Raw genomic sequence first — 17,049 nt, 5'->3', positions numbered from 1 at the left:
ATGAAAATCATTATCCAACGGGTTACAAAAGCCCAAGTGAGTATCGAAGGTCAGATTCAGGGAAAAATCAATCAGGGGCTCCTATTGCTGGTTGGTGTTGGACCAGAGGACCAAGAGGAAGATTTGGACTATGCTGTGAGAAAATTGGTCAACATGCGGATTTTTTCAGACGCAGAAGGTAAGATGAACCTGTCTGTCAAAGATATTGAAGGAGAAATCCTTTCTATTTCTCAGTTTACCCTCTTTGCGGATACCAAGAAAGGCAATCGTCCAGCCTTTACAGGGGCAGCCAAGCCTGATATGGCATCAGACTTCTATGATGCATTCAATCAAAAATTAGCGCAAGAAGTACCCGTTCAGACAGGCATCTTTGGAGCGGATATGCAGGTTGAACTGGTCAATGACGGTCCAGTTACCATTATCCTTGATACTAAAAATAGATAAGAAAAACCAAGCCCAGTGGGCTTGGTTTTTCTTATCTATTACAAAATACTCCAAAATGAAATCGGTTCTTGATAGGCCTTGGGGAAATCTCTTTTCAGGCTTTGGCAGATGCGATAGGAAGGGACGAGATGTCCTAGGACGAGGAGAGTTCCCTGAAGGAAAAGTGGGATACCCCTTAAAAACAGCAAGGAGAGAATCATCAAGATATCCCATAAGAGGCTTTGTAAGGCAAAACGCCAGAATCTCGGTCTAATCTGGGAATAGAGGTGACTAAAGTGGTCACAAAGTTGGTTAGAAAGATAGGTCAATAGCACAGGATGAAAGAAAATGAGCCAACCGCTATAAATCAAAATCCAATCCCAAGTAAGCCCCTCTTTAAATGTCAAAAATGCCAGCATGATTCCATCAATGACAAGGAGTTGAATGCTTTTGATGAAGATGATTTTTTTCATGCTAAAACCTCCTTTTCCTTAGAGACACTCCCATAAAGAGATGTGTTTATCGTAAAAATCTGGATAGTGTTCTCTTAGGTAGTCAGCCGTCATATAATATAAAGTAGAATGGCAAGCAGTGATGATTGGCATAAGAGATGAAAAACGATGAGAACTAACGAAGGCTAAAAGGACAAAAAATAGAAAATCAATGGAGAGAACCCCTAAATAGTAGAAGCGAATCTTTTTATTGATTTGAGGATAAATCTCAGTGAATTGATGTTTGAGTTGGACAAGCAAGCGAAATAACAGGAGTCCTTGAGTAAGGAGGAAAATAAAACCAGAGAGCAAGAGCCGGTCGAAAGCTGTCTCGGGTCTAGTGCTAAAAAATGCAAATAGTAGCAAATCGATGACTGCAATTGCTATAAAATGGATTCTAAAGAGATTTTTCATAAGATGACCTCCCTCTTTTATCTAGCTTCATTCTACTCCAAAAGAATGGGAGTTACAAGTAAAATGATAAAAATAGCAGAAGGGAGATTCTCTTAAGTCGACTTGTTTTTTTATTTAAGTTTTCTTCTATTATCTTACTTCTTCATCATTCCAGACAAATAAAGCTCCGATTGCATTGAGGATATAGAAGATGTATTTTCCGATATTGGCAAAGTTTCCTTGAATACCAGCCTTTGTAAGCTGCACAAAATTGTAAATCAACCAAAAGCCCCACTGAGTTGTTAGTTTCAATGCGTTAAAAGCATTGGCAATGAGGGACAATGCAAAGGCAATAGTTGTTACGTAGGCAAGGAGATTCATCTTTCCTCCATAGCCGATATAGTTTGTCACAAAGGCAAAGAGGAAGGCGATGATTGAAATGATGATGGCCGCCAATTTTAGCTGTTTTTGGCTCATTTGGTTGGGTCTGCCTTCTTGCGAAGCTTCCCATTTCTTAATAGCAAAGGTATAAATGAGGAAGGTGACGGGATAGGTAATGATGGCTGCCTTATTTCCAAGGATATAATCAATAGCACCGGACAAAATGGTATTAACAATACCAAAGTAATTTCCCCATTTGCTTAATTTTCCCGTGAAACGAGTGGACAACATGGAAATCCCAACGTTGGTTACGGAAATCAATCCAAAGGGTACAAGAGCTGTCCATGGTCCCCAGTCTACAAATTTATCGAGGCGGGAGTTGAGGTAACCAGATGCAATTGCAATCCCAACGACCAAAGCAACCCCGAAGAGGTCAAACCATTTGGATGTCGCAAAAATTTTTAGTGATTTTTTCATATATTAAAATATCTTTCTTTTTTTTAACAAATATTATACAACTAAATGAAAGTAAAATCAAATGATAGAAATAAAACCCTGAAAATAAAATTTTCAGGGGTGGTTGAGGTACTTTAGAAATTAGTCGATTTTTTCGACATAGAGTTGTTTGGCAATGTCCATACTTACTTGTAAATCCTCGTTTTTACTGAGGATAGTGAAGGTATTGCTAAAGCCATCAAACTGCTGGACTTGGAGACAGTCACCGATGTGAAGTGAGTGCTTATCCAAATAATGGAGAATGTCAAAACTATCGTGCACTCGAGTCAGGCGGTAGGCGCCAGCTTCCTTGATGTCAGCTAGTGGCAGGTTATTGATTTCAACCAGGAGTTCTCCCTTGGCGGGAATAGTTCCTCCGTGAGGGCAGGTCTTGGGGAATCCAAGCAATTTTTCTAGTCTCTCCACGAATAGCTCAGATACAGTATGTTCCAAGACTTCAGCTTCCTCGTGAATCTGGTCACTCGTATAGTCTAAATGATGGACTAGAAAAACTTCAATCAAGCGATGCTTACGGTAGAGCTCTGAGACCAGTTTTAGCCCAAGTTCCGTCAGTAGATAGCCACATTCCTTGTCCTTAAGGATGAGATTTTCGCTCTTCATCCGTTTAATCATTTCAGTTACGGCAGGGGGAGAGACTTGCATACGAGCCGCAATTTCCTTGTTGGTAATCTTATGCAAATCTATGCCAATTTCATAAATACACTTTAGATAATCTTCTTTATTCGGGGTCATTCGTTTCCTCTTGTCTAATATCTTTATCTAGTATATCAAAAAAAGCTAGATTTCTCTAGCTATCTGCCACAATGGCTTCTAATTTAGTTCTTTAGCAGCTGCAATTGCGGCTTCGAAGTTTGGCTCAGAATTGATATTGTCCACATATTCAACGTAGCGAATAGTATTGTCAGTATCGAGGACAAAGACTGCGCGTGCCAATAGGTGCCACTCATTGATTAAGAGGGCATAATCACGTCCAAAGGAATGGTCGAAATAGTCTGAGAGCATGATGGCATTTTCAATACCTTCAGCACCGCACCAACGTTTTTGGGCAAAAGGGAGGTCCATGGAAACAGTCAAGACGACCGTGTTGTCCAGTCCAGCCAGTTCTTGGTTAAAGCGACGCGTTTGAGTTGAGCAGATGCCTGTATCGATAGAAGGCACGACACTCAAGACTTTTTTCTTACCATCAAAATCAGCCAGAGATTTTTTAGAAAGGTCTGTTGTAGTGAGAGAAAAATCAAGCGCCTTGTCGCCGACTTGTAGTTGTTTACCTGTAAAGCTCACAGGATTTCCGAGAAAAGTTACCATAGGATACTCCAATCTTTTTTCTTCCATTTTAGCTGAAACAGTCGTAATTTTCCAATGATTTGACTGGAAATGTGGGTATAGAAAAAACGTCATCTCACATGTGAGAATGACGTTTTTCAGATTTTTTATCTATATGATATTTCTCGAAGGTAGTGCGGACGGGAGCAACTTCCTTCGGAATTTCATCCCTAATTTTTGAGCCTTAGGTCTCAAAAATTCCGTCCTAGATAAGATCAAAGTTCTTATCTAGGATACCACTACAGTGAGAAATATCTGGTAAAAACTCACTTTGTTCGTACTGATTTAAGAAATCTTTATTCTTATAAACGCTGTTTTGTAGCTAGAGATAGAACTAACAAAGCTAATATTAGAAGTAATGTAAAGAGAGACAAGAATCTAGTAATAGATAAACCAATATCTAGATTATTTAGCCAATCCTTCAGCAATCTTATCAAGGTTGTATTTCATCATGTTGTAGTAGCTGTCGCCTTCTTTACCTTGTTCTGCGATAGAGTCAGTAAAGATTTGTGCGTAGATTGGGATGTTTGTGTCTTGTGAAACAGTCTTCATTGGACGGTCATCCACACTTGATTCTACAAAGAGTGAAGGAGTTTTTGTTTGGCGAAGTTTTTCAACCAAAGTCTTGATTTGGTCAGGTGTTCCTTCTTCTTCAGTGTTGATTTCCCAGATATAGGCACTTGGGACACCGTAGGCTTTAGAGAAGTATTTGAAGCATCCTTCGCTGGTTACGATAAGTTTTTTCTCAGCAGGGATATTGTTAAATTTCTCTTTAGCTTCCTTGTCAAGTTTGTCTAGCTTATCAGTATATTCTTTGAGGTTTTTTTCGTAGAATTCCTTATTGCTAGGGTCTTTAGCGCTCAATTGTTTTGCGATATTTTTAGCAAAGATCATACCGTTTTCAAGGTTGAGCCAAGCGTGTGGGTCTTCTTTGCCTTTTTCGTTTTGGCCTTCAAGATAGATAACATCAACGCCTTCGCTGACTGCAAAGTAGTCTTTGTTTTCAGTTTTCTTGGCATTTTCTACCAATTTTGTAAACCAAGCATTGCCACCTGTTTCAAGGTTGATACCGTTATAGAAAATCAAATCAGCTTGAGATGTTTTCTTGACATCTTCAGGAAGTGGTTCGTATTCGTGTGGGTCTTGACCAACAGGAACGATACTGTGAAGATCAATCTTGTCACCAGCAATATTTTTAGTGATATCAGCGATGATAGAGTTTGTAGCAACAACTTTTAGTTTTTGACCAGAAGCTGCATCTTTTTTTCCGCTAGCACATGCTACGAGAACAATGGCGGAAAGAAAAAGAACCAACAATGTACCTAATTTTTTCATTAGATCCTCCAATTTATTGGGGCTTTACCCCTTATTTTAACAAATGTTTATTTTTTAGTTTCAAATATCGTTGTTTTGGAGCGATAAAGAAGCTAATGAGAAAGAAACTAGCAGCTGTAAGCACGATACTAGAACCTGCCGCAACGTTAAAGCTATAACCGATAAAGAGTCCCAAAACTGAAGCAGTAGCTCCAAAGGTTGAGGAAAGGAAAATCATGCTTTTTAGGCTATTAGCATACAGATAAGCAGTTGCAGCTGGGGTAATCAGCATGGCTACAATCAGGATAGTTCCGACACTTTGCATGGCTGTCACAGACACGAGAGTCAGGAGTACCATGAGAAGGTAGTGATAGAAATTGACAGGCATTCCCATGGCTTTAGCCAAGAGTTCATCAAAGGAAGTTATCAAGAGTTGCTTGAAGAAAATCCAGATTAACAAGAGAATGACTGCCCCAACACCCATAGTAATAAACATATCCGTATCTTGGACGGCTAGGATATTACCAAAAAGGATATGGAAAAGGTCAGTTGAACTTTTAGCGACACTAATCAAGATGATACCGAGGGCTAAGAAAGAAGAAAAGGTAATGCCGATGGCGGTATCGCTTTTGATAATCGAGTTTCCCTTGATGTAGGTAATGATGATGGCAGCTAGCAATCCAAAGACAATGGCTCCGATAAAGAAGTCAAGGCCTAAGATGAAGGAGAGGGCTACACCTGGTAAGACAGCATGTGAAATGGCATCTCCCATGAGTGACATCCCGCGTAGGATGATGAAACATCCTACAGCTCCAGCTACAACCCCGACGACAATAGCTGTTATCAAGGCATTTTGTAGGAAATGGAATTTTTGCAATCCATCGATAAATTCTGCAATCATAGGTCACCTCCATTGAAAAAGAGTCGATTACCGTAAGCTTCTTTGAGATTGGCTTCGGTAAAGGTTTCTTTGGTTGGACCAAAGGCAATCACTTCTCGATTGACAAGCAAGACTTGATCGAAGTAGTGGGGAACCTTGCTGAGGTCGTGGTGGACGATGAGAACCGTCTTCCCAGCTTTTTTCAGATCTCTCAGCGTATTCATGATGATTTCCTCACTGACAGAATCAATCCCAACAAAAGGTTCATCCAAGAGGATATAGTCGGCTTCCTGAACCAAACATCTAGCAATCAAAACCCGCTGGAATTGACCTCCAGATAGTTGACTGATTTGCCGTTCTGCGTAGTCAGCTAGGCCGACGATTTCAAGGGCTTCTTGCACTTTCTTCCAATGTTTAGCCTTTAAACTGCGAAAGAGAGGGATAGAGGGAAAGAGTCCTAGCGAGACGCATTCCTTGACCTTGATGGGAAAGTTGTAGTCGATATTGATTTTTTGTTCGACATAGGCAATTCGGTGTAAGGATTTTTTAACTTCCTTGTCATCGAGAAATGCCTGACCTTGATGTGGGATAATTCCCAGCATCCCTTTTAATAATGTTGATTTTCCAGCACCGTTCGGACCAATGATACCGGTAATTGTTGGTCCTTGGAGCACTAGTGAAATATCCTTAAGTGCCAATGTTTCTTTGTAGGAGACACTGAGGTTTTCGATACATATCATAAACTTGTATTCCTCCTGTCTCTTAATATACATTAAAAAAAAAATTAAGTCAAGTTAATTTTTGAAAAAATTAAAATAATAACTGAAAAATGATGGAAAAGGAAAGTTCATTTTTAATTGCATTCCCAAGCAATTTTTGTTAAGCTAGCAATAACTTAAAAAATGAAAGCGAGAACAAGATGACACTTTATCAAGATGATTTTTATGATGCAATCAATGGAGAATGGCAGAAGACAGCTGAAATCCCAGCAGATAAGTCTCAAACGGGAGGTTTTGTTGATTTAGACCAGGAAATTGAAGACCTGATGTTGGCGACAACAGACAAGTGGTTGGCAGGTGAAGAGGTGCCTGAGGATGCTATCTTGGCAAACTTTGTCAAATATCACCGCCTAGTTCGTGATTTTGACAAGAGAGAAGCTGACGGTATCACATCTGTCTTACCACTCCTTAAAGAATTCCAAGAGTTGGAGACTTTTGCGGATTTTACAGCTAGACTAGCAGAGTTTGAACTTGCAGGAAAACCTAACTTCCTTCCTTTTGGTGTATCGCCAGACTTTATGGATGCAAGAATCAATGTTCTATGGGCCAGTGCTCCAAGCACGATCCTGCCAGATACGACCTACTATGCAGAAGACCATCCTCAGCGCGAAGAGCTCTTGACTCTTTGGAAAGAAACTAGCGCAAATCTCCTCAAAGCTTATGATTTTTCTGATGCAGAAATTGAAGACTTGCTTGAGAAAAGACTAGAATTGGATCGCCGAATTGCAGCAGTGGTGCTTTCTAATGAAGAAAGTTCAGAGTATGCTAAACTTTACCATCCATATGCTTACGAAGATTTCAAAAAATTCGCGCCTGCCCTACCTCTGGATGACTTCTTCCAAGCCGTTCTTGGACAAGTGCCAGACAAGGTTATCGTAGACGAGGAACGTTTCTGGCAAGCAGCAGACCAATTCTATAGTGAAGAGGCTTGGCCTCTCCTCAAGGCAACCTTAATTTTAAGTGTTGTGAATCTTTCAACCAGCTATTTAACAGAAGAAATTCGTGTCTTGTCAGGTGCCTATAGCCGTGCGCTTTCAGGAGTTCCAGAAGCCAAAGACAAGGTCAAGGCAGCCTACCAGCTAGCACAAGGTCCTTTCAAACAAGCCTTGGGTCTCTGGTATGCCCATGAAAAATTCTCTCCAGAGGCCAAGGCAGATGTGGAGAAAAAAGTGGCAACCATGATTGATGTCTATAAGGAACGCTTGGCTAAAAATGACTGGCTAACTCCTGAAACTCGTGACAAGGCTATCGTTAAACTCAATGTTATCAAGCCTTACATCGGTTACCCAGAAGAATTGCCAGAACGCTATAAGGACAAGGTAGTGGATGAGACTGCTAGTCTTTTTGACAATGCTCTAGCCTTTGCGCGTGTGGAAATCAAGCACAGTTGGAGCAAGTGGAACCAGCCTGTAGATTACAAGGAGTGGGGCATGCCTGCTCATATGGTCAATGCCTACTACAATCCACAGAAGAACCTGATTGTTTTCCCAGCGGCTATTTTACAGGCTCCTTTCTATGACTTGCATCAGTCATCTTCTGCTAACTACGGTGGTATTGGGGCAGTTATTGCCCATGAAATTTCCCACGCCTTTGACACCAACGGAGCTTCCTTTGATGAAAATGGTAGCCTCAAGGATTGGTGGACAGAGAGCGACTATGCTGCCTTCAAGGAGAAAACACAAAAAGTTATTGACCAGTTTGATGGACAAGATTCTTATGGAGCAAGCATTAACGGTAAATTGACTGTATCAGAAAACGTAGCTGACTTGGGAGGAATTGCTGCAGCGCTTGAAGCAGCTAAAAGAGAAGCAGACTTCTCAGCAGAAGAATTCTTCTACAACTTCGGTCGCATCTGGCGCATGAAAGGTCGTCCAGAATTTATGAAACTTTTGGCTAGCGTCGATGTGCACGCACCAGCCAAACTCCGTGTCAATGTGCAAGTACCAAACTTCGATGATTTCTTTACAACCTATGATGTCAAAGAAGGAGATGGTATGTGGCGTTCACCAGAAGACCGCGTGATTATTTGGTAATGAATCGAATCTAATACTAAGATCCGTAAATCTATATAGGATGGGTTAGAGAGGTTAATATGAAGAAATTTTTAATGATATTTTCAGTTATTCTTACTATTTTTGTTTTAGCATCTTGTGGCGCAAACAAAAAAGAGGAAAAAATAGAACCTTCGGCAAAACAATCATCTTCGACCAAAGAGGAACAGAAGGAAACCTCTACGAAGTCAGAGAGCCAGACTAGTACAAGTTCTTCAATGGCAACGCCGTCAACAACAATGGAAACGAAAAGCGAAACAGGAAAAGATTTGTACAAGGAAGTAATAGAGCGGTACAATCATTTTACAGACCTTTTAAAGCAAGGTAATAGAGAAGATTTGTACGAGGAAAATAAACAACACAAGATTGCTTCAGATGAATATGGTTTGATTTTCTCTCGAATGGATTATAAAAATGCACCAGATTGGAAATATGTTATTGCTGATTTGAATAAGGATGGTCAAAACGAGTTACTTATTGGGGATGAAAAATTTGTTTCAGCCATTTACTATTTAGAGAATAAACAACCCAAGTTGCTTCATACAGCTTATGTAGCTTCTGCAGGTGGTTTTCGTTCTAGTTTAGTTATTTATGAAAACGGTCAAGTCAGATATGCAGACTGGCAGTCAACACGACCAGAAATGAACTTAAGTTTGTATGCTTTTGATAAAGACGGAGTACAGAAGATTAAAGAAGGTATTTTTCAAATTGGTAGTGATCAAAAGCCAGAGCAAATCTTAGAGATTTCTTCTAATGAACTTGATTTAGCTAAATTTGAATGGAAAGAATTTGAGCCAGCTAACTAGTATTTGATGACATTCAATACTAGACTAGATTCTAAAATCAAAGAATGGAGAATTGAATAGCAGTACACAAAAACCAAGGAGAAAAATTCCTTGGTTTTTTGCTTGCTAGAAAAAAGGATTAAAGGTCTTTTCATGGGCGATGGTCGTAGCTGGACCATGCCCTGGATAGACATCATAGTTTGGTAGGGTGAAGAGTTGTGTCTGGATACTATGGAGTAGCTGCTCCGTACTACCAGTTGGAAGGTCGGTTCGTCCAATAGTTTCACGGAATAGGGCATCTCCTGTCAAAACTAGGTGAGCATCAGGAAAGACGATAGAAACACCGCCGATAGAGTGACCTGGTGTTGGCAAGACAGTGAAACGAAATTCCTCTAGTTGGTATTCTTCGTGAAAGATAAAAGTGTGTTCTGCAGGTTTTGCGACCACATCTGCCATATCATCGTGACGAGGGAGACCAGAGAGATTATCGACAGGAGTATAGAGCCAGCTGGCTTCGCTCTCTGCGATATAGACAGGAGGATTGCCAAAAGTCTCGCGAACTAGGTCTAAACTCATGATATGGTCATAATGGGCGTGGGTCAAGAGAATAGCGCAGATAGGTTTGTTGATGCTCTCTATTGTCTGACGAATGGCTTCCCAATGGCTGCCAGGATCGACGACGATGAGGTGTTTTTCACCTTCTAGGTAATAGGTGTTTTCATAGGCAACAGGATTCACAGTTTTATGGATTTTCATACTAGCTCCAATCTCAAAGAATGTACTAATACTCTTCGAAAATCAAATTCAAACCGCGTCAACTTTATCTGCAACCTCAAAGCAGTGCTTTGAGCAGCCTGCGGCTAGTTTCCTAGTTTGCTCTTTGATTTTCATTGAGTATAAATTAAGTATAGCACAGTTAGGGAGAATGAAGTGGATAGAAAGTCCCTCTCTTTTAAGGAATGTTACTTGCTATCTATTTTATTCTGTCCAAAATAGAGATAGTTATTTTTAGAGTTAAGAACTAGCTAGAGCTTTTAATTGACTGGGATTTAAAATAAAGCTAATGAGCTGGAGAGTGAATTAATGAAACAAGTAAATTGTACTCTGTATTAGAAGGAAGTTTGTAAAAAAGGAAATAAAATATACATGTAAGGTTAAATTGAATCAATATACTAATTTAACAAAAATAGAGTATGAGACCTGTAACAGCTTGCTACATATTATTTTACAAGTAAAAAAATCTGAAAATTGTTGTATTTTTGGAAAATATTTATTTTAAATTTAGAATAAAAAAATAAGTCATTTTATTTGCTACAGACTAGAAAATATGATATCATAAAGTTGTATGTTGTAGACAATTTTATGATATCAAGCTTCACTTCTAACATCTTTTGTTTCATCTGAGGTTAGCTGTGAGTTTTCGATATCAATAACTTGTAAATCGACATCAAAATAAAAAAGGAGGTTGTGGGTCTAAATGAAAGGCAAGCAACAACAAGATTATAGAGTAGAAAAGTACATCCGTTATGGTATCCGGAAATATAGCTTTGGAGCAGCATCAGTAGCAGTTGCAGCTGGTTTGATGTTCCTTGGAAATGGTGCGGTATCAGCAACGGAAGTTCAAGGTGCAGAAGCATCAGTAGCTGCAACTACTGCCCCAGCAAATCAAGCGGATTCTAATAAAGAAAAGGAAGCCGTGAAGCCAGAAACTAAAGTAGAAGAAGCAAAACCTGAAGTTAAAGTACAGGAAGCTAAGAAAGCAAATAAAGCAGCTCTTGAAGCGAATATTGCTACTTTAGAAATGAAATTAGCATCTGCTAAAAATGCAGATGCGTCTGTAGTAAACTCAGCTAAGGAAGTTTTAGCTACAGCTAAAGCAACACTTTCAAATCCAGAAGCAAGTCAATTGGATGTGAATACTTTAGCTGACAAACTTTCAGCATTGGGTCAAGCCGTAGCTGAATCAGATGCCATGGGTCAACAGAAAAAATTAGAAGCTGAAAAAGCAGCTGCTAAAGCTGAAGCTGAAAAGAAAGCTACTCCAGCAGAAAAATCTCTTTCAGAAGCTAAAACAGCACTTGACAAAGCTTCATCTGAAGCAGAAGTGACTAATAAATTAGCAACTGCTGAACTTTCTAAAAAGGAAGTGAAGGAAGAAAATAAAGCAGCTGTTGAAGCGGCAGTAGCTAAAAACCAAGCAGTTCTTGCGGAAACAAAATCTCTTTTAGCTGAAAAGAGCGTGACCAAAGAGCAAGTGGATGCGCAACTTGCACGCCTGAATGAGTCAATCCTTGCAGTATACAATGAGCTGAAAAATGCAGGTATTGGTCGTGATGGTAAGTTTTCAGCAGTCTTAGCAGACATTGCTGATACGGTTACAACTCCACCTCTTTCAGAAGAAGAACAAGCAAATCACTGGAAGCAATACGCAGATAAAAACACAGAACGTCTGACAAAACAAATCAAGTGGTTTGACATTTCAAATCCGAAAGCGAAAATTGAAAATCTTGGTGATGGTGGTAAGCTTAAAGTAGGTACTAAGTTTACACAAGAAATCTCTCCAGGATATGTTGTGACTTTGACAGTTACTAAACTAGCACCATTTAACTCAACGGATGAGTACAAAAAACGTGGTGGAGCAGGATACGATGCCAATGCTCAAAACGTATACAAAGACAATACTCCAGCTGAGTTGAAAGTCGTAAACCAAGGTTCATACTCTGTTGCGAAAACAAACGGAATGGATACTAAAGGTAAAACGGTTATCCAGTCTGTTAAAGATGGAGCTAACGTAGGGGTAGAATTCTCAGTTAAAGCTACATTAAATGGAACAGAAGTTCCAGCCAACGTTGTATTCTTAACAGGGGAAGAAGCTGGTTCATCCGAAGTTGAAATCTATAAAACAGATGGTGATGGTTTTGAGTTAGTAACTGAGTTATCAAACTCCAATGTACCAGGTAAGGAAACAGCTCGTTCATATATTGGGGAAATCTATGAACGCAGAACAGTGGCTACTGCAGGTCATGGACAAAATCGTGCAGATGGCCAATTAGGTATTTCTTACACGCTTGAAGGAAGTGGTAAACCAGCTTTCGCTCCATTCTTAGCTGACAAAGGTGCAGGATTCTTCAATACAACAGTTACATCAGATACAGTAATTACTGCAACAGCAAAAGATGGAACGATTCATGCGGATGGATTAGGGACACAAGTTTTCGGACCGGTCTCAACTCACCGTGATTCAGGTTTCTCCACTCCATTGGTAATGACTCGTAATGCCAAAAATATTGGTATGTATATTATGTCTAATGGGCAACAAGGATCTATGCTTGGATTTATGGTCCTAGATGAAGGGGATGCTCCAGCTTCATACGGTCGTGTAGCCCACTCTATTTCTAAGTCTGACGGTCAACACCAACCATATCTAGGTTCTGTACCGGCTGACGTTGATGTTCGTACAACTCCAATTAACAAAACAAATGCCTTTGTATACGATGATATCAATGGTATCGGTAATGCTGATGAAGGTGCTCGTCAATTGATGGGTGATGATGTTGCTCCAAATGATAACTATAAGTTGAAAAAAGTTAACGATGGAACTTACTCAATGACGTTCGATGCCCACCTAGACGGAGAAGCTAAAGCTTACGTTAACGGTTGGATTGACTTTAACAACAATGGAAAATTCGATGAAGATGAAGCCGCTGGTGTGACAGAAGTGACTGCTGATGGTAAGGTTACTCTTACTTGGACAAACACAGTTCAAAATGTGGATACCAGTGCAACTAAATTAGCTACACGTCTTCGTATTGCATACGATAAAGCAGATGTCAAGGCTCCTACTGGTATTGCCTACTCAGGTGAAGTAGAAGATTTCCAAATCCAACAAACAATTCCACCACGTGGAACTAAGAGAGAAACAACAGATGTACAAGGTGCAACTCAAACATCTACTGTAGCATTCAACGCATATGGTCAAAAGAACTATGATTTTGATAAAGACAATGCAATAGATACAACTGTTAAATCACAAATCGTTAAACCAGATGGTACATTAGTAACAGATGCTGACCTAGTAGATGGATACTATGTAGTACCAGGGCAAGGTAAATACAAGATTACTGATAACGGTGCAAATGTAGATGTAGAATTTATCCCAGAAGCAAACTTTGTAGGTACAGCAGATGGTATTACGATTCGTCGTACAGATATCAATGGTAACACTACTGGTTGGGGTAACGAAGGTCGCCAAATCATCGGTGGTGCAGGTGAAGCTAAAGACCAACTAGAATTAGTCAGTGAACAAGTTCAACTAACTGGCTTAGCTGCTAAAGGTTCTATGGATGGTCGTTACATTCCAACAGTAACTCCAAAAGCAATCGTTGGAACTCCAGAAGAGTCAACTGATATCCAAGGTAAACCACAAACGAAAACACCTAAATTCTCAATCGACGTAGATAAAGATGGAGATGGAACTGCACCAGATGCGGTAACACCAAGTGCTAACTACCCAGCTAAATTGGTAGATCCAGCGACTGGACAACCAACAGATGAAACAACTGTAACTGTAAAAGGTGAAGGAACTTATACAATCGATCCAACAACTGGAGCGGTAACATTTACTCCAGAACCACAATTTACAGGAACTGCTAAAGGTATTGATGTATCATTAACAGCACCAGTAGGTCAAGATAAAAATGGTCAACCTGTAACAGCTACAGCTACTGCAAAATACACTCCAACTGTAACACCTGTTAACCCAACAGCAACTCCAGCTACTTCAACAGGAGTACAAGGTGAAACTCAAACAGGTAAACCAACATTTACAGAAGGAAATACAGAAGTACCTATTAAAGAGGGTTCTGTAAAATTATTAAATCCAGATGGAACAGAAGCAAATGGACCAGTAGATGCTCTAGACCCAAGTGGTAAAAAAGTTGGGGAATACACTGTAGATCCAACAACAGGTGTAGTAACCTTCACACCAACAGACAAATCTTACACAGGACCAGTACAACCAGCTAAAGTTCAAGCTGAAGATAAGAATGGAACAAAAGTTTCTACAACTTACACTCCAAACATCGTAGGAGTAACACCAACAGCAACACCAGCTACAACTGAAGATGTTCAAGGTAAGACTCAAGAAAGTCCAGTTTCATTTGAAGCAGGAAAAACTACAATTGCTGGAGAAGAAAAAACTGTAGAAATCGATCCATCTACTTACACACTTCTAGGTGAAGATGGACAACCAGCTACTGAAGTACCAGCTAAAGATCCAGAAGGAAACGTAATTGGTAAGTACACTCTTAAAACTGTAGATGGAAAAGCTGTTGCAGTATTCGAACCAACAGATAAGACATATTCAGGTGAAGTACAACCAGTACGAGTTCAAGCTAAAGATAAGAATGGTACAGCTGTAGAAACAACTTACACACCGAAGATTACTCCGGTAGTTCCAACAGCAGAACCAGCTACATCAGAAGCTATCCAAGGTGAAACTCAAAAAGGAACTCCAACATTCGCTCCTGGAGACACTATTGCTCCAATCAAAGAGAACTCTTACAAGCTTCTTGATAAAGAAGGAAATGAAGTTCCAGCTGGTCAAACAACTCCAGCATATGCTGAGGACGGAGTAACTCCAGTAGGTACTTACTCAATTGATCCAGCAACAGGTGAAGTAACCTTCACACCAACAGATAAATCTTACACAGGTAATGTTACACCTGCTGATGTTCAAGCAGAGGACGCAAATGGAACAAAAGTTTCTACAACTTATACTCCATCTATCGTACCTGTAACACCAACAGCAGAACCAGCTAAAACTGTAGATGTTCAAGGTGCAACTCAAACAGGCAAACCAGTATTCCAAGGTGGAACAGCTATGGTTAACGGTGAAGAGAAAACTGTTGAAATCGACGATACAGTACCAGCTAAATTGGTAGATCCAAAAACTGGAGAACAAGTTGATTCAGTCACTGTAGAAGGTGAAGGAACATACACAGTAGCTCCAGATGGAACAGTAACATTCAAGCCAGAACCACAATTTACAGGAGTAGCCAAAGGTGTTGAGGTAGTTCGTCAAGATAAGAACGGCACACCAGCTAAAGCTACATACACACCGGAAGTTAAACCAGTAACACCAACAGGAACAGATGCTGTAACTGAAAATATTCAAGGTTCAACTCAAACAGGTAAACCTGAATTCAAGGGTGGAACAGTAACAATCGATGGTAAAGAGAAAACTGTTGAAATCAATGAAGATAAACCAGCTAAATTGGTAGATCCAAAAACAGGAAATCCAGTTGATTCAGTAACTATCGAAGGTGAAGGAACATATACAGTAGCTCCAGATGGAACAGTAACCTTCACACCAGAAAAGAACTTCACAGGTAAAGGAACAGGTGTTACAGTTCAACGCGAAGATAAGAACGGCACACCAGTAACAGCTAAATACACTCCAGTTGTTAAGAAAGCAACACCAACAGGAACAGACGCTGTAACTGAAGATATCCAAGGTTCAACTCAAACAGGCAAACCAGTATTCCAAGGTGGAAAAGTTACTGTAAATGGTGAAGAAAAAACTGTTGAAATTGATGAAGATAAACCAGCTAAATTGGTAGATCCGAAAACAGGAGATCCAGTTGATTCAGTAACTATCGAAGGTGAAGGAACATACACAGTAGCTCCAGATGGAACAGTTACATTCACCCCAGAAAAGAACTTCACAGGTAAAGGAACAGGTGTCACAGTTCAACGCGAAGATAAGAACGGCACGCCAGTTAAAGCTACTTACACACCAGTTGTGAAACCAGCAACACCAACAAGTTCAGATGTCATCACTACAAATGTTCAAGGTGCTACTCAAGAAGGAACACCAACATTTAAAGGTGGAAAAGTTACTGTAAATGGTGAAGAAAAAACTGTAGAAATCGACGAAACTGTTAAGCCAACATTCGAAGATGGCACAACTGAGAAGAAAGTACCAGGCGAAGGAACATACACAATCGACGAGAACGGTAAAGTAACCTTCACCCCAGAGAAAACATTCACTGGTCAAGCAACAGGTGTAACTGTTAAACGTGTAGATAAGAACGGCACACCAATCACAGCTAAGTACACTCCTGTAGTCGTTCCAGTAACACCAACTTCAAAAGATTCTGAATCAGAAGGTCCTAAAGGACAACCTCAAGAAGGCACACCAACATTTGAAGGTGGAAAAGTTACAATCAACGGTAAGGAAGTTCCAGTTGAAATCGATGAAACTGTTAAACCAACATTTGACGATGGCACAACTGAGAAGAAAGTACCAGGTGAAGGAACATACACAATCGATGAAAACGGTAAAGTAACCTTCACCCCAGAACCTGACTTCGTAGGTCAAGCAACAGGCGTAACCGTTAAACGTGTAGATAAGAATGGTACACCAGTAACAGCTACTTACACTCCAACAGTTCGTCCTGATACTTCATTCGTTGATAAAGATGGCAACCCACTTTCACCAACAGAAGATGGAACTAAACCAACTAAAGATATCCCAGGATACAAGATTGTTAAAACTGAAGTAGACGAAAAAGGAAATACAAAACACATCTACGAAAAAGTTAAGACATCATTCAAGGATAAAGAAGGAAACGAAATTCCAGGAAATCCAAGTGAAGATGGCGAACAACCTAAGAAAGATATTCCAGGTTACCGCTTCGTAGAAACTAAGAA

13 protein-coding genes are annotated in these 17,049 nt (G+C 40.0%); 4 read left to right on the top strand and 9 right to left on the bottom strand.

Going from position 1 to position 17,049, the window contains the following annotated elements; translation table 11 throughout:
• Positions 1–444: a D-aminoacyl-tRNA deacylase gene (dtd, locus tag N8M66_RS02790; RefSeq protein ID WP_070479776.1), complete on the top strand. Its 444-nt coding sequence runs from the start codon at positions 1–3 to the stop codon at positions 442–444.
• Between the two features lie 38 nt (positions 445–482).
• On the opposite strand, the gene N8M66_RS02785 is transcribed toward dtd, so the two are convergent.
• The 8 genes from N8M66_RS02785 to N8M66_RS02750 all read right to left on the bottom strand — a co-directional run bounded on the left by N8M66_RS02785 (position 483) and on the right by N8M66_RS02750 (position 6,461).
• Complete coding sequence (locus tag N8M66_RS02785; protein ID WP_081109311.1) at positions 483–896, bottom strand: hypothetical protein; 414 nt, start codon at positions 894–896, stop codon at positions 483–485.
• An 18-nt stretch (positions 897–914) separates the two neighbouring features.
• A complete protein-coding gene (locus tag N8M66_RS02780) occupies positions 915–1,328 on the bottom strand; it encodes a hypothetical protein (protein ID WP_020902425.1) in 414 nt (137 codons plus the stop codon).
• Positions 1,329–1,457: 129 nt separating this feature from the next.
• The gene (locus tag N8M66_RS02775) at positions 1,458–2,165 is read right to left on the bottom strand and encodes a nicotinamide mononucleotide transporter (RefSeq protein ID WP_000749110.1); all 708 of its coding nucleotides are present in this window, start codon (positions 2,163–2,165) and stop codon (positions 1,458–1,460) included.
• 120 nt (positions 2,166–2,285) lie between these two features.
• Entirely contained in the window at positions 2,286–2,936 is a 651-nt protein-coding gene (locus tag N8M66_RS02770) for a metal-dependent transcriptional regulator (protein WP_061864321.1), read from the bottom strand.
• A 78-nt stretch (positions 2,937–3,014) separates the two neighbouring features.
• Positions 3,015–3,509, bottom strand: a complete 495-nt coding sequence (gene tpx / locus N8M66_RS02765) for a thiol peroxidase (RefSeq protein WP_201058351.1) — start codon at positions 3,507–3,509, stop codon at positions 3,015–3,017.
• A 423-nt stretch (positions 3,510–3,932) separates the two neighbouring features.
• Positions 3,933–4,862, bottom strand: a complete 930-nt coding sequence (psaA, locus tag N8M66_RS02760) for a metal ABC transporter substrate-binding lipoprotein/adhesin PsaA (RefSeq protein ID WP_033682181.1) — start codon at positions 4,860–4,862, stop codon at positions 3,933–3,935.
• Between the two features lie 31 nt (positions 4,863–4,893).
• Complete coding sequence (locus tag N8M66_RS02755; RefSeq protein ID WP_000559787.1) at positions 4,894–5,742, bottom strand: metal ABC transporter permease; 849 nt, start codon at positions 5,740–5,742, stop codon at positions 4,894–4,896.
• On the bottom strand, positions 5,739–6,461 hold the full coding sequence (locus tag N8M66_RS02750) for a metal ABC transporter ATP-binding protein (RefSeq protein ID WP_261045496.1): 723 nt from the start codon (positions 6,459–6,461) through the stop codon (positions 5,739–5,741). Before N8M66_RS02750 ends, N8M66_RS02755 begins: the two co-directional genes overlap by 4 nt.
• A gap of 179 nt (positions 6,462–6,640) precedes the next feature.
• On the opposite strand from N8M66_RS02750, the gene pepO reads away from it, so the two are divergent.
• Both pepO and N8M66_RS02740 read left to right on the top strand, forming a co-directional pair.
• Positions 6,641–8,533: an endopeptidase PepO gene (gene pepO / locus N8M66_RS02745; RefSeq protein WP_261045494.1), complete on the top strand. Its 1,893-nt coding sequence runs from the start codon at positions 6,641–6,643 to the stop codon at positions 8,531–8,533.
• A 59-nt stretch (positions 8,534–8,592) separates the two neighbouring features.
• Positions 8,593–9,357, top strand: coding sequence for a hypothetical protein (locus N8M66_RS02740; protein ID WP_261045492.1), 765 nt, complete (start codon positions 8,593–8,595; stop codon positions 9,355–9,357).
• Positions 9,358–9,462: 105 nt separating this feature from the next.
• On the opposite strand, the gene N8M66_RS02735 is transcribed toward N8M66_RS02740, so the two are convergent.
• Entirely contained in the window at positions 9,463–10,092 is a 630-nt protein-coding gene (locus N8M66_RS02735; protein WP_261045490.1) for an MBL fold metallo-hydrolase, read from the bottom strand.
• 721 nt (positions 10,093–10,813) lie between these two features.
• Between N8M66_RS02735 and N8M66_RS02730 the strand changes: the two genes are divergently transcribed.
• Positions 10,814–17,049, top strand: a 6,236-nt coding sequence (locus tag N8M66_RS02730; RefSeq protein WP_261045489.1) for an Ig-like domain-containing protein, incomplete at its 3' end; no start/stop codon positions are given.

It is taken from the genome of Streptococcus mitis (assembly GCF_946188585.1).
GTDB lineage: Bacteria > Bacillota > Bacilli > Lactobacillales > Streptococcaceae > Streptococcus > Streptococcus mitis_DG.
The sequence above is the reverse complement of the archived record's forward strand: the minus strand, read 5'-3'. Positions and strand labels throughout refer to the sequence as shown.

Coding starts and splice junctions, on each gene's coding strand:
- N8M66_RS02755 (WP_000559787.1), bottom strand. CDS start 5,742: ATGATTGCAGAATTTATCGATGGATTGCAAAAATTCCATTTCCTACAA.
- N8M66_RS02780 (WP_020902425.1), bottom strand. CDS start 1,328: ATGAAAAATCTCTTTAGAATCCATTTTATAGCAATTGCAGTCATCGAT.
- dtd (WP_070479776.1), top strand. CDS start 1: ATGAAAATCATTATCCAACGGGTTACAAAAGCCCAAGTGAGTATCGAA.
- pepO (WP_261045494.1), top strand. CDS start 6,641: ATGACACTTTATCAAGATGATTTTTATGATGCAATCAATGGAGAATGG.
- N8M66_RS02735 (WP_261045490.1), bottom strand. CDS start 10,092: ATGAAAATCCATAAAACTGTGAATCCTGTTGCCTATGAAAACACCTAT.
- N8M66_RS02770 (WP_061864321.1), bottom strand. CDS start 2,936: ATGACCCCGAATAAAGAAGATTATCTAAAGTGTATTTATGAAATTGGC.
- N8M66_RS02750 (WP_261045496.1), bottom strand. CDS start 6,461: ATGATATGTATCGAAAACCTCAGTGTCTCCTACAAAGAAACATTGGCA.
- N8M66_RS02775 (WP_000749110.1), bottom strand. CDS start 2,165: ATGAAAAAATCACTAAAAATTTTTGCGACATCCAAATGGTTTGACCTC.
- N8M66_RS02785 (WP_081109311.1), bottom strand. CDS start 896: ATGAAAAAAATCATCTTCATCAAAAGCATTCAACTCCTTGTCATTGAT.
- psaA (WP_033682181.1), bottom strand. CDS start 4,862: ATGAAAAAATTAGGTACATTGTTGGTTCTTTTTCTTTCCGCCATTGTT.
- tpx (WP_201058351.1), bottom strand. CDS start 3,509: ATGGTAACTTTTCTCGGAAATCCTGTGAGCTTTACAGGTAAACAACTA.
- N8M66_RS02740 (WP_261045492.1), top strand. CDS start 8,593: ATGAAGAAATTTTTAATGATATTTTCAGTTATTCTTACTATTTTTGTT.